The organism is Methylocystis silviterrae (assembly GCF_013350005.1).
GTDB classification, from domain to species: Bacteria; Pseudomonadota; Alphaproteobacteria; order Rhizobiales; family Beijerinckiaceae; genus Methylocystis; species Methylocystis silviterrae.
In genome coordinates, this window is record NZ_JABVWW010000036.1 from 1 (window position 1) to 11,902 (window position 11,902).

An 11,902-nucleotide genomic window follows, 5' to 3' on the forward strand; every position below is an offset into this window, starting at 1 on the left:
AGCCAGACCGGCAAGACTGCGGCCGAACTCCAGGCGACCGCCTACCCCGCCACCGCAGGGGCGCCGCCCTCCCGCACGGGGGAGGTCGACGTTATGTTGTCAGCGGAGCGTGACGTGATGGTGCACGCCTTCCCCAATATCAAGAGCGGTGGCGCCGCATCCACGGCGACGGAGAGCGGGCCAAGCGTTCGTGACGCTGAGAGCGCCTATCGCGAGCTGACTGGCGTTTTGCCCGAAGCCGCGAATATTGACGGCGATGCGCATTTCGACCGCCACGTTCTGGCGTCGATCCTCGCCTTAGCGTCGAGCGAGGGCGGAAGTCTCGCGGCGCAAGCCGGTCTGACGGACGCTGAACTCGGCGATCTCCTTTCTCACTGGTTTTCTGCGCGAGGAATCGAATCTTCCGGCGACCGCGAGACGAGTGTCGTCGACGCGGACGAAATAGAAATGGTGCGGGATCTCCTTCTTGAGAATCGCTCCAGCGAGGGCGACTGCGGTCGCTGTCTCGCCGCCATGATCGCGCGCCGCGCCATGGAGCCCAACCATCTTTGGGAGGACCTCGGGCTTCGTGACAGATCCGAATTGACGCGGCTGATGGCGCGCCATTTCGCGCCGCTCGCCCGACGCAACGACAAGAACATGCGTTGGAAGCGATTCATCTACCGCATGATGTGCGAGAACGACGGTTTCGTCATGTGCAGCACGCCCGTGTGCTCGAACTGCGCCGATTACGCGCTCTGCTATGGCGCGGAAACCGGGGCGAGCCGCGTCGCATCGGCAGCGCAATCGCCCGCGAAGCCTGCCGGACAGACAGTGTAAGTTCATTCGAACAACTTTTGTCGAGTTTTCGACAATCTCATAATTTGCTGGTCGGACTGGCGGTTTTTACCCGCGTTGGGGATGGCATGTCGATTGCTTGAAACAGGCACAGGCAAGTTCATCTCGGAGGCTCCAGTATGATCACGGTCTCGCAGGCAGCCATCGCCGCGGTAAAGGATGCGATGGCGCGGGCCTCTCAACGAGAGGGTGGCCTGCGCATCCTGGTCAAGGAAGGCGGCTGCGCCGGCTACGAGTATGTCGTCGATCTTGATCCGCAGCAGAGAAACGACGACATCGTCGTCGAGGCGGACGGCATACGCGTGCTGATCGATCCGGCCTCGCGTCCGCGCCTTGAAGGCATGACGCTCGGCTTTCGTCAGGATCTCGCCGGATCCGGCTTCACCTTTGAGAATCCCAACGCAAGCTCCACCTGCGGCTGTCAAAAATCCTTCAACTGAAGGAGCGCCCGAATGCGTGGAGCGGTAGTGCGGTTGTTCCTTGGTTGCATAGAAGCGGGCGCCTCGAGCGTTCGTATGAGTCGATGACGACACATATGCCCCGAAAGAGTTCGCTCCCTCCCGTCGCTTCGCCGACGCCGAGAGCGCTGGATGTGGTGTTGAACGACACCACGCTTCGGGACGGCGAACAGGCCCCGGGCGTCGCCTTCACCTGCGAAGAAAAGCTCGAAATCGCACGCGCCTTGGCGCGCGCCGGCGTTACCGAACTCGAAGCCGGAACGCCGGCGATGGGCGGCGTCGAGATCGCGATGATCCGAGCGATCGTCGACGCCCAATTGCCGCTGCGAGCGATCGCCTGGTGCCGGATGCGCGTCGAGGACGTCGATGCGGCGCTGGCGTCGGGCGTCTCCATGGTCAATCTCTCCGTGCCCGTCTCCGAGACTCAAATCAGAGCGAAATTGCGCGGCGGGCGCGCCCAGGCGCTGGAGATGACGCGGCGCGTCGTCGCCTACGCGCGGGACAAGGGCCTCGACGTCGCAGTCGGCGGCGAAGATTCTTCGCGCGCCGAGCCTGAATTCCTGATGGAGACGATGGCCGTCGCGCAAGCCGCCGGCGCCCGCCGATTCCGGGTCGCCGACACGTTGAGCGTGCTCGATCCTTTCGCCGCTTTCGATCTGATCGCTAGACTGCGCGCGCAGAGCTCCCTCGAGATCGAAATCCACTGTCATGACGATCTCGGCCTCGCCACCGCCAATACCCTCGCGGGCATCAAGGCGGGCGCGACGCATGCTTCGGTCACCGTGATGGGGCTCGGAGAGCGCGCCGGCAACGCGCCGCTCGAGGAAGTCGCGGTGGCGGCGCGTCAGTTGCACAAATATGAAACCGGCATTGTGCTCACCGAATTGCGGAACGTCGCGGCGCTCGTCTCCGCCGCGGCGCGCCGGCCGATCCCGCTCAACAAATCCATCGTCGGCGAGCACATCTTCACTCATGAATCCGGCATTCACGTCGACGGGCTGCTCAAGGACCCGCGCACCTATGAAGCCTTCGATCCGAGCATGCTCGGGCGCGCGCATGAGATCGTGATCGGCAAGCACTCCGGCTCGGCGGCCGTCACCGCGATACTGCGGCAATTGGATTTAGCGGTCAGCGTTGAGGAACTCGGCGAGATCGTCTCCTGCGTGCGCGCCCATGCGCTTGATCACAAAGGCCCGGTCAGCGGCGAGGCCTTGACCTCGATCTGGCGCAGCGTCTGCGCGAGCACTCACGCGAGAGGCATGTGAGCGTCATGCTCGAACGAGTCGCCATGATGACGAACCAGGCAGCGCAAACCGAGGCGGCGGCCGCGGCGCCCGAGCCGACGCGTTTGCAGCTGATCCGCGAGGACCTGGCGTGCGTCGCGACGCGCGATCCCGCCGCCCGCGGACGCTTTGAGACGCTGCTCACCTATCCCGGGCTGCACGCCGTCATTTGGCATCGCCTCGCCAATTGGCTGTGGATCAACGATCATCGCTTCTGGGCGCGTCTCCTCTCCTGGTTCGCGCGCTTTCTGACCAATGTGGACATTCATCCCGGCGCGACGATTGGCCGACGCTTTTTTATCGACCATGGCGCCGGCGTCGTCATCGGCGAAACGGCGGTCGTCGGCGACGACGTGACGCTCTATCACGGCGTGACGCTCGGCGGCGTCTCCTGGTCGCCGGGCAAGCGCCATCCGACGCTCGAGGACGAAGTGATCGTCGGCGCCGGCGCGAAAATTCTCGGTCCCATCACGATCGGCCGCAATGCGCGCGTCGGCGCCAATTCCGTTGTGATCGAAAGTGTGATGCGTGACGCGACTGTGGTGGGAATTCCGGCGAAGATCGTGCATCGCGACATCGGCCGCTGCACATTCGATGGCCGCATCAACCTCAATCACCATCTGATGCCGGATCCAGTCGGCGAGGCATTCGCGGTCCTGCTCGATCGCGTCGAGTTCTTGGAGACGCGGGTGTCGCATCTGCAAAGGCGTCTGCGGGAACGCGAACGGACCGTCAAGGCGCCCGATGGCGCCGCGCCAAAGGCGGAGCCGGCGGAAATCATATGAAGGAGACCAAAATGTCGGAGCCCGCCGTTCTGGAGCAATTGAAAAAGGCGTCCTGCGCCGAAGAGTTCTTCGCGCTGCTTGGCGTCGAATACGATCCGAAAGTGGTCAATGTCGCGCGCCTCCATATTCTGCGGCGCATGGGACAATATCTCTTCAGCGAGGATCTAGCCGAGCTGGACGACGCGACGGTGACCCAGCGCTGCAAGGATTTTTTGGAGCGCGCCTATCAGGACTTCCTGACATCGACGCCGATCGACGAGCGCCTGTTCAAAGTCCATAAGGACGCCGTCAAGCCGGCGGCGCCGCCGTCATTGGTGCAACTCAACGTTCTGAAGTGAACGCTTAAGGATCAACGGGGACAACTCGAATGCATATCGTCGTCTGCATGAAGCAAGTGCCCGACTCGGCGCAGATCCGCGTTCACCCGGTGACCAACACGATCATGCGCCAGGGCGTTCCGACGATCATCAATCCATATGATCTGTTCGCGATCGAAGAAGCGCTGCGGCTGCGCCAAAAATTCGGCGGCGCGGTCACCATCCTCACCATGGGTCCGCCTTCCGCCGAGGACAGTCTGCGCAAGGCGCTGACCTTTGGCGCGGATCGCGCTGTGCTCTTGACCGACCGCTTTTTCGCGGGCGCCGACACGCTGGCGACCACATATGCGCTGGCGACGGCGATTCGCAAGATCGGCGTGGAGTTTGGCCCGCCGAACATCGTCTTCACCGGCAAGCAGACGATCGACGGCGACACGGCGCAGGTGGGCCCCGGCGTCGCCAAGCGGCTCGGCCTGATGCAGCTCACTTATGTCTCGCATATTGACAACGTCGATCTTGAGGCGGGCACGATCGACGTCGAGCGGCGCAGCGAAGGCGGCGTTCAGAAGTTGCGTAGCAAAATGCCCTGCCTGATCTCCATCCTCGAAGGCGTCAATGAGATGCGAATTGGTTCGCTCAGCGACGCGTTGACGGCGGCGCGCGCGAATATCATCAAATGGAGCGCGCAGGACGCCGGCGTCGAGGACATCACCAAATGCGGGCTGCGTGGCTCGCCGACGATCGTCAAGCGCGTCTTCGCGCCGAAGCCGCGTGCGGAAAAAGCCGAATTCATCGAACTCGGCGACAAACCGGGAGACGCCTTCGTCGATGAATTGTTCAAGCGCCGGCCGAAACTCGAAGCCGAGCTCGGACAATTGACGCGCGGCTATTGATCTTAAAAACAGGAGCGCGACACATGAACGATAAGGCAAAGGCTCCTGCTCCGGCGGGGCGCGCGGCGGCGAAAAAAGAGCTGCCCGAACATCTCAAAGCCTACAAACACGTCTGGGTCTTCATCGAGCAGGAGCGGGGACAAGCGCACCCCGTGTCCTGGGAGTTGATGGGCGCGGGACGGATTCTCGCCGATAAGCTCGGCGTCAATCTCGCCGCGGTCGTCGTCGGCGCGCGCAACGAGGCGACGCAGGCGGTCGTGCGGGAAAGCTTCAACTATGGCGCAGATCTCGCCTATCTGGTCGCAGACGACATCCTCACGGATTACCGCAACGAGAGCTACACCAAGGCGATGACCGATCTCGTCAACGCCTATCAGCCGGAAATCCTGCTGCTGGGCGCGACGATCTTGGGGCGCGATCTTGCCGGCTCGGTGGCGACGACGCTGCTGACCGGTCTCACCGCCGATTGTACGGAACTCGACGTCGATGCGGAAGGTTCGCTCGCCGCGACGCGTCCGACGTTTGGCGGCTCGCTGCTCTGCACGATCTTCACGCTCAACTATCGCCCGCAAATGGCGACCGTACGCCCGCGCGTGATGCCGATGCCGGAGCGCGTCGAAAAGCCGATTGGCCGCGTGATCGAACATCCGCTTGGTATGGTGGAAGACGACATTGTCACGAAAGTATTGTCGTTTCTGCCCGACCGCGATTCGACAAAATCCAACCTGGCTTTCGCCGACGTGGTCGTCGCGGGCGGCCTCGGCCTCGGCTCTCCGGAAAATTTCCAACTCATTCGTCAGCTGGCGAGCGCGATCGGCGCGGAATTCGGCTGTTCGCGGCCGCTGGTGCAAAAGGGATGGGTTAGCTCTGACCGGCAGATCGGCCAGACCGGGAAGACGATCCGACCCAAGCTTTATATCGCTGCGGGCATTTCCGGCGCGATCCAGCATCGCGTCGGCGTCGAGGGCGCGGATTACATCGTCGCGATCAACACCGACAAGAATGCGCCAATCTTCGATTTCGCCCATGTTGGAATCGTCGCCGACGCGGTACGGCTTTTGCCTGCTCTTACGGAAGCGTTCTCGAAACGATTGTCTCCGCATCAGCGCGACCGTCTAGCGAGCTAGGGAGATAGGCATGATCGAAGAAAGATTCGACGCGATCGTTGTTGGCGCCGGCATGGCCGGCAACGCCGCCGCCCTGACTCTGGCGCGCAAGGGCCTTAAAGTCCTGCAGTTGGAGCGCGGCGAATATTCCGGCTCCAAGAACGTGCAGGGCGCGATCCTCTATTCCGACATGCTCGAGAAGCTTGTCCCGGACTTCCGCGAAGATGCGCCACTGGAGCGCCATCTCGTCGAGCAGCGCTTTTGGATGATGGACGACAACTCCCATACGGGGCTCCATTATCGCTCGGACGAATTCAACGAGGAGCGTCCCAACCGCTACACGATCATCCGCGCGCAATTCGACAAATGGTTCTCCAAGAAGGTTCAGGAGGCCGGCGCGGTCGTGCTGTGCGAAACCACGGTCCTGGAGCTGCTGCAGGACGCCTATGGAAAAGTCATCGGCGTGCGCACGGACCGCAAGAACGGACAGGTCGGCGCCGACGTCGTCGTGCTGGCGGAAGGCGTGAGCGGTCTGCTCGGCACAAGAGCCGGTCTGCGCAAGACGCCCGACAAGAGCAATGTCGCTCTGGCGGTGAAGGAAATGCACTTCCTTCCGCAGGAAACTCTCGAAGCCCGCTTCAATCTGCGCGGCGACGAAGGCGCGGTCATCGAGGCGGTCGGCACCATCTCGCAAGGCATGACCGGGATGGGTTTCATTTACACCAATAAGGAGTCGATCTCGCTTGGCATCGGCTGTCTCGTCGCGGATTTCGAGAAAACCGGGCAGACGCCGTACGGGCTGCTGGAAAAGTTCAAGCAGCACCCATCCGTCGCGGCGCTCATCGCGGGCTCGGAAGTGAAGGAATACGCCGCGCATCTGATTCCCGAAGGCGGCTTCAAGGCGATCCCGCAGCTCTATGGCGATGGCTGGGTCGTGGTTGGCGACGCCGCGCAGTTGAATAACGCCGTGCATCGCGAAGGCTCAAATCTAGCGATGACCTCTGGACGGATCGCCGCGGAAGCGATCTTCCAGATCAAATCGCGCCGCGATCCGATGACCAAGGAGAATCTTGCGCTCTACAAGAAGATGCTCGACGAATCCTTCGTCATGAAGGATTTGAAGAAGTATCGCGACATGCCGGACCTGCTTCACATCCAGGCGCAGAACTTCTTCCTGACCTATCCGCAACTCGTCTCCAAGGCGATGACGAATTTCCTGCGCGTCGACGGCACGACGAAGCGGGAAAAAGAGAAGACCACGTTCCGCTCCTTCCTCGCGGCGCGTTCGCTGACCGGACTGGTCGGCGACGCGTTTCGGCTGGCGCGCGCGTGGAGGTAGTTGGGATACGCTCGAGCAACGGAGAAGGACAATGAGCGCAGAAGCAGCTGTCCGAGTAGAGGACAAGCTTTACCTCAATCGCTATCTCGTCGACGCCGGCCGCGCCCACATCAAGGTGCGTCCGCACACCACGCCCTCGCCGCAACTGCTCAGCCTGCTGAACGTCTGTCCGGCGCACTGCTATGAAATGAACTCGACGGGGCAAGTCGAGATCACGACGGACGGCTGTGTCGAATGCGGCACCTGCCGGATCATCGCCGAGCCGAGCGGCGACATCGAATGGAACTATCCGCGCGGCGGCTACGGCGTGCTGTTCAAATTCGGCTGAGATGATCGACCCCGATCGGACGCGCAAGGCGAGCCGGGAATGAAATTCTACATGACGCCCGGATCCTGCTCCACGGGCATACACATCCTGCTCGAAGAGATCGGGCTGGTCTTCGAGGCCTATATCGTCAATCTGGTCAAGGGCGATCACCTCAAGCCGGATTATTTGGCGATCAACCCGAATGGGACGATCCCCACTCTGTTGCGCGACGACGGCGTCGCGCTGACGGATTTTCACTCCATCGCCCTATGGCTTGCGGAGACCTATCCGCGCCGCAAGCTTCTGCCGGAGAGCGCCGATGCGCGCGAAGCGGCGTTGGCCGCCATGCATTTTTGCGTTCAGCATATCCACGGCGAAGGCTTTCGACGCGTGTTCACGCCGGAGCGCTACGCTGGGCGGCAGGCCGACGTCGAAGCGATCAAGTCCGAAGGACGCGAGATCGTCGCGTCGGCGCTGATCGCGATCGATACGGAACTCGCGGGCAAGGACTATGTCGCCGGCGGCTTTTCGATCGCCGACGCGGCGCTGTTCTATGTGGAATTTTGGGCCGACAAGACGGGCATGACGCTGCCGCGCAATTGCCAGGCGCATTACGCGCTTATGAAAACGCGCCCGGCCGTCCGGCAGGTGCTCGCTGAAGAGGGCTATCGCAGCTGATCCGAGCGCGCTTCAGCCGATCGGCCGTGTGAGAGGCACGCAGTTTTCCGCGCCATGCGACATCGCGGCCGGCGCCGCCGACATAGAGCGCATCAACGTTGACGGATGCGCCACTGCGCGCTTAATGGCGCTTGTCATGCGCATTATCCGGATCGTTGCGCATCCAATCGGCCAGCTTTGCGAGATTTTCGCGCAGGCCTTCGCGTATGCCGACGTCTTCGATCGTCGCATCCAGCGCACCGTTCATGCACAGCATCCAGGCGTCGCGCTCGGCCGGACCGATGCGCAAATGGCTATGCCGCATGCGCAGGCGCGGATGTCCCTTCTTGGCGGAATAGTCCTTGGGGCCGCCGAGCCATTCGGCCAGATAGACCTTCAAAATGGCGCGTGTCGGTCCAAGATCGTCGGCGTGAACGGCGCGTATGCCGCGCGCTTCCGGTAATTCGTCCATGTTGCGGTAGAAGGTTTCGACAAGCCGCTCGACCGTGTCGAAGCCGCCGATGCGATCGTATATGGATACGGTATTGTCGATAGTGGTCGTCGTCACGGCCTCAAGCCTCAGTGATAACTTACGGTAACGGGCCGCGCCCAATGGCGTGTGTGGGCCGCCCTGGCGATCACGCGATAGGCCGCGTCCGCTATGGCGCGCCCATGTTCGTCGGTGCCTGTCCAAGTCGAGGCGCGCCCGCGCGGATCGACCTCGACGAGTTTCACATTTTGCGGCACGACGACCCCGTCGCGGGCGATGCCGCGGAGGAAGCCGTCCATCGGCGAAAGGACGCGGTGACCGTCGAGGAGCCCGAGGAGGTAATCCTTGAAGATTCGCGCGCCAACGTCGAGCGGCGTGCGCCAAACGCCGTCTCGGGCGGAATAAACGAAGCGGCCGCGGCCGACGCCGCCAAGGTAGCGTGGAACATGATCGTTGGGCCGAGTTTCGCCGGTTTCGACGAGCTCGCCGGCGTGGTCGGGATGCGTCTCGATGGCGACGTCGCAGTTCAATCCGGCAGCGAAATGCGGGCCAAGGCCGATGGCGAGATTGGCGATCTTGCGCAGATTGGTCGTCATGCGGTTCTTTTGCATTCGTGCGTCGATTAACACGTCAGGCGTGCGGAGCGCGAGGAGATCGGTCAGTTGCAGCGAGGTCACGGCGACGACGCCCGTCACGGTCAACACCCTTACGATTTCTAGCGCGGTCTCGCCGCGGTGGCCCTGAATGCCGTCGACCTCGGTGCGATCTTGGAACAGAGCGTCGTGGAACGACATGCCACGCCGAATGACCGGCGGGTAAGGGTCGTGACTGAGCACGACGCGGTAGCCTTCCCGCGTGAGACGCGCAGCCACCGCGGAAGCAATCTCATTCGCCCCCAAAACGATCACGAAGGGCGCGCTCCGATTGGACAGAAATTCGCAGAATCGCACCTGTGTCATCGTCCCCCCGCGACTCGGCGAAAGCAAGACGCACGCCAGCGACTGAAGCGGCGAGTCTTCGCCGCGTCGCCGAAGGCGCTACAAAGCCACGTAAACGAATTTCCCCGCCTTCAGTCCGGGATAATTTTCGCGCAAGGCGTTTGCGATCTTTCCGACGAGCGTCTTGTCGGCGGCGGCCGAGACGCCGACGAAATCAGTTCCCTGCATCCAGGTTTCGAAGAAACAGTGCAGCGTCTCGTCGTAGTCGGAGCCGGTGGGATTAGCGGTCTTGTCGCTAAGATCGGCGACTCCCGCGGCGCTGACCTCGAGACGCCAGTCCCGGTCGTCTTCGACGGACGCCATCAGCCTGGCGAGATCGTCATTCGTCCAATCGGTCTTCAGATCAACCGCCATGCTCCCCACCTTCCTTGCGTGATCGCGGTCTCGCAATATGCGGACCACCATTGTTCAGGGTTCCGCGAAGATCGGCGCGACGCCTTCGGCGTCGATATAGACGACGCCGTCTTCGATCCGCACCGGATATTCGGCGAGCGGCGTCGCATGCTCGTGGGTGGGCTGACCGCTGTTCATGTCCCACGACCAGAAATGCAGCGGACAGGTCAGCGTCGTCCCATCGAAATCGGCGTCGGCCAAGGGAACATTGGTGTGCGGACAGACTCCCTGAAACGCTTTTACGACGCCGTCTTCCGGCCAAGCGAGAACGATGAGTTGCGCGTCGGCGATGACAACGCGCATTCCGCCCTCCATCAGGGTGTCTTCCTTGCAGACGCGAACAAACATGAGGGCGCTCCGTAAGGCTGGCTGCGAATTTGCTTCGACGGCGAGCAAGATTCGAGCCGTGCGTAAAGGAGACGTCGCCGTGCACAACAAGCGCTTGGAGGCGTTTCGCAATGATCCCGGCGGCGCCTGGACGCCCGCCGATTTTGAAATCACCGCCTCGCAATATGCGATCAAGTTCCGCAAGGTGACGGGAACGCATGTCGTGTTCACGCATCCTTCCGTGCCCAATTGCGTCGCCATCCCCATGAAGGCGAAGGTGAGAAGCGTTCACGTGAAGGCCTTCGTCGCGATGGTGGACCTCATGGATGAGTTGGACAGATGAGCGAGGCGCCCGTCTATCGAACCGAGCTGGGCCGCGGACCGCCAGAGGAGGGCGGCTATTTCGTCGTGTCTTACCCGGAGATTCCCGGCTGCTTTGGCGTCGGGGGCACCGAGGCCGAGGCCGTGGAGGACGGGCGCCGGGCGCTGATCGCCGTGCTCGACGCGCTGAAGGCCGTCGACCGGCCGCCGCCCAAGGCGCGGGGAGAGAACGCGTGAGGATGGAAAACCCTGGCTCCGCCACAGCGGCGTTGCAGGAGTCTGCGGGCTGCGTCAACGCTGTGCCGGCGCTTCCCGTCCCGATGGGATTCCGTCTGTTGGCGCTGCGTTGCTTTCACAATGATCCCGATCCGCCTGCCTTCGCCTGGCTCAATCAGGGTATCTTTCGCACTCCCGACCGCATGGGTCGGCACGGGCTGTTTTTTGGCGCCGCCTTTCGGCCGGAAATCATGGATTGGCTGATTGCCCGCGTCGGCCGGCCGTCGTCGCGCGAGAGCGGCAAGCCGCAGCGCAATCCCGACTGGCCAAACATCTTCTGGCGTAGCGCGGAACGGGCGTGGCCCGACGATACGCGCACCACGGAATGGTCGATCGAGGTCGCCTTTGCGAGCGAGGATGTCGCGAACGCCTTTCGCGAGCGCTGGCGCGAGCGACTGTCCGGCGGATTCGATGACTGAAACGCGCCTATGTGCGGCGGAAGATCACGCTGAGATTGTTGGCTGGCATTTCAATGACAGCAGGGTCCCAGAATCCGTTGCGCGCGGCGCAGTCGGCGACAGCTTCCAAGTCGCGCAGTCCGAAGGCCGGATCTTTCGTCTTCAGCCAAGCCTCGAATTCAATATTGCTCGGCGCCGTCTCGACGCCCTGGCGCCGATAGGGACCATAAAGATAGAGCGGCGCATTGCTCGGGAGGATTCTCGCTGCGCCTTTGAACAAGCCTTCCGTCGCCGACCAGGGCGAGATGTGGAGCATGTTGATGCACAGGATCGCGTCGGCTGCGTAGAGGGGCCAATCGTCCTCGCGCGCATCGAGCGCCAATGGCGCGCGAAGATTGGTGCGACCGAGCGATAGGCGCCAGGCCGCGATGCTGCGACGCGCCGTGGCGTCGGGATCGGAAGGCCAAAAGACGAGATGCGGCAAATTTTCTGCAAAGAAAGCCGCGTGTTCGCCCGAGCCGCTGGCGATTTCGAGCACGACGCCTTGCTGCGGCAGAAGCGGACGCAACACGTCAAGGATCGCTTCGCGATTGCGCGCGACCGAGGGCGACTTCAGCCGCGCCTCTTCCATGCTCATGTCCTAGGGTCCAGACTCATAACCAATAGCTGATTGTCGCCGCGATGCAGACGGCTGCGAGAAAGTTAGTTGCGCTTCGA

At 62.5% G+C, this 11,902-nt stretch carries 18 protein-coding genes; 13 read left to right on the forward strand and 5 right to left on the reverse strand.

Translation table 11 applies throughout. From position 1 onward, the window contains the following. The first annotated feature begins 117 nt into the window (after positions 1 to 117). The 10 genes from HUN39_RS18370 (at position 118) to HUN39_RS18415 (ending at position 8,003) form a co-directional block, all read left to right on the forward strand. Positions 118 to 819 carry a nitrogen fixation protein NifQ gene (locus tag HUN39_RS18370; RefSeq protein ID WP_175095896.1) on the forward strand — a complete coding sequence of 234 codons (702 nt, stop codon included), beginning with the start codon at positions 118 to 120 and terminating at the stop codon, positions 817 to 819. A 137-nt stretch (positions 820 to 956) separates the two neighbouring features. Next, complete coding sequence (locus HUN39_RS18375) at positions 957 to 1,277, forward strand: HesB/IscA family protein (protein WP_175095886.1); 321 nt, start codon at positions 957 to 959, stop codon at positions 1,275 to 1,277. Positions 1,278 to 1,372: 95 nt separating this feature from the next. Then, positions 1,373 to 2,560: a homocitrate synthase gene (nifV, locus tag HUN39_RS18380; RefSeq protein WP_175095898.1), complete on the forward strand. Its 1,188-nt coding sequence runs from the start codon at positions 1,373 to 1,375 to the stop codon at positions 2,558 to 2,560. Positions 2,561 to 2,586: 26 nt separating this feature from the next. Then, positions 2,587 to 3,363 carry a serine O-acetyltransferase gene (gene cysE / locus HUN39_RS18385; RefSeq protein ID WP_232366213.1) on the forward strand — a complete coding sequence of 259 codons (777 nt, stop codon included), beginning with the start codon at positions 2,587 to 2,589 and terminating at the stop codon, positions 3,361 to 3,363. Further along, entirely contained in the window at positions 3,360 to 3,701 is a 342-nt protein-coding gene (gene nifW, locus HUN39_RS18390) for a nitrogenase stabilizing/protective protein NifW (RefSeq protein WP_175095887.1), read from the forward strand. The genes cysE and nifW overlap by 4 nt, the downstream gene beginning before the upstream one ends. 29 nt (positions 3,702 to 3,730) lie before the next feature. Then, positions 3,731 to 4,573 carry an electron transfer flavoprotein subunit beta/FixA family protein gene (locus HUN39_RS18395; RefSeq protein WP_175095888.1) on the forward strand — a complete coding sequence of 281 codons (843 nt, stop codon included), beginning with the start codon at positions 3,731 to 3,733 and terminating at the stop codon, positions 4,571 to 4,573. A 23-nt stretch (positions 4,574 to 4,596) separates the two neighbouring features. Then, entirely contained in the window at positions 4,597 to 5,700 is a 1,104-nt protein-coding gene (locus tag HUN39_RS18400) for an electron transfer flavoprotein subunit alpha/FixB family protein (protein WP_175095889.1), read from the forward strand. A gap of 10 nt (positions 5,701 to 5,710) precedes the next feature. Continuing rightward, positions 5,711 to 7,018, forward strand: a complete 1,308-nt coding sequence (locus HUN39_RS18405; RefSeq protein ID WP_175095890.1) for an FAD-dependent oxidoreductase — start codon at positions 5,711 to 5,713, stop codon at positions 7,016 to 7,018. 31 nt (positions 7,019 to 7,049) lie between these two features. Continuing rightward, positions 7,050 to 7,346 (forward strand): ferredoxin family protein, encoded by a 297-nt coding sequence (locus HUN39_RS18410; protein ID WP_014892152.1) that lies wholly within the window; start codon positions 7,050 to 7,052, stop codon positions 7,344 to 7,346. 39 nt (positions 7,347 to 7,385) lie between these two features. After that, positions 7,386 to 8,003 carry a glutathione S-transferase family protein gene (locus HUN39_RS18415; protein WP_175095891.1) on the forward strand — a complete coding sequence of 206 codons (618 nt, stop codon included), beginning with the start codon at positions 7,386 to 7,388 and terminating at the stop codon, positions 8,001 to 8,003. A 121-nt stretch (positions 8,004 to 8,124) separates the two neighbouring features. On the opposite strand, the gene HUN39_RS18420 is transcribed toward HUN39_RS18415, so the two are convergent. The 4 genes from HUN39_RS18420 to HUN39_RS18435 form a co-directional block, all read right to left on the reverse strand. Continuing rightward, entirely contained in the window at positions 8,125 to 8,550 is a 426-nt protein-coding gene (locus HUN39_RS18420; RefSeq protein WP_175095892.1) for a group II truncated hemoglobin, read from the reverse strand. 11 nt (positions 8,551 to 8,561) lie between these two features. After that, complete coding sequence (locus HUN39_RS18425) at positions 8,562 to 9,431, reverse strand: xanthine dehydrogenase (RefSeq protein WP_175095893.1); 870 nt, start codon at positions 9,429 to 9,431, stop codon at positions 8,562 to 8,564. Between the two features lie 78 nt (positions 9,432 to 9,509). Then, on the reverse strand, positions 9,510 to 9,824 hold the full coding sequence (locus tag HUN39_RS18430; protein WP_123174941.1) for a hypothetical protein: 315 nt from the start codon (positions 9,822 to 9,824) through the stop codon (positions 9,510 to 9,512). A gap of 54 nt (positions 9,825 to 9,878) precedes the next feature. Further along, positions 9,879 to 10,211, reverse strand: coding sequence for a Rieske 2Fe-2S domain-containing protein (locus HUN39_RS18435; RefSeq protein ID WP_018406809.1), 333 nt, complete (start codon positions 10,209 to 10,211; stop codon positions 9,879 to 9,881). Between the two features lie 58 nt (positions 10,212 to 10,269). Here HUN39_RS18435 and HUN39_RS18440 point away from each other — a divergent pair, with 58 nt between their 5' ends. Genes HUN39_RS18440 through HUN39_RS18450 form a run of 3 tightly spaced genes read left to right on the forward strand, consistent with a single transcriptional unit; the run spans position 10,270 to position 11,206 of the window. Continuing rightward, on the forward strand, positions 10,270 to 10,533 hold the full coding sequence (locus HUN39_RS18440) for a hypothetical protein (protein ID WP_332310795.1): 264 nt from the start codon (positions 10,270 to 10,272) through the stop codon (positions 10,531 to 10,533). Continuing rightward, the gene (locus tag HUN39_RS18445) at positions 10,530 to 10,748 is read left to right on the forward strand and encodes a type II toxin-antitoxin system HicB family antitoxin (RefSeq protein WP_175095894.1); all 219 of its coding nucleotides are present in this window, start codon (positions 10,530 to 10,532) and stop codon (positions 10,746 to 10,748) included. The genes HUN39_RS18440 and HUN39_RS18445 overlap by 4 nt, the downstream gene beginning before the upstream one ends. Positions 10,749 to 10,750: 2 nt before the next feature. Continuing rightward, entirely contained in the window at positions 10,751 to 11,206 is a 456-nt protein-coding gene (locus HUN39_RS18450) for a hypothetical protein (protein ID WP_210267059.1), read from the forward strand. 7 nt (positions 11,207 to 11,213) lie between these two features. Here the strand turns inward: HUN39_RS18450 and HUN39_RS18455 are convergent, their stop codons facing one another. Then, positions 11,214 to 11,816, reverse strand: a complete 603-nt coding sequence (locus HUN39_RS18455) for a DUF938 domain-containing protein (protein WP_175095899.1) — start codon at positions 11,814 to 11,816, stop codon at positions 11,214 to 11,216. Positions 11,817 to 11,902: the final 86 nt, after the last annotated feature.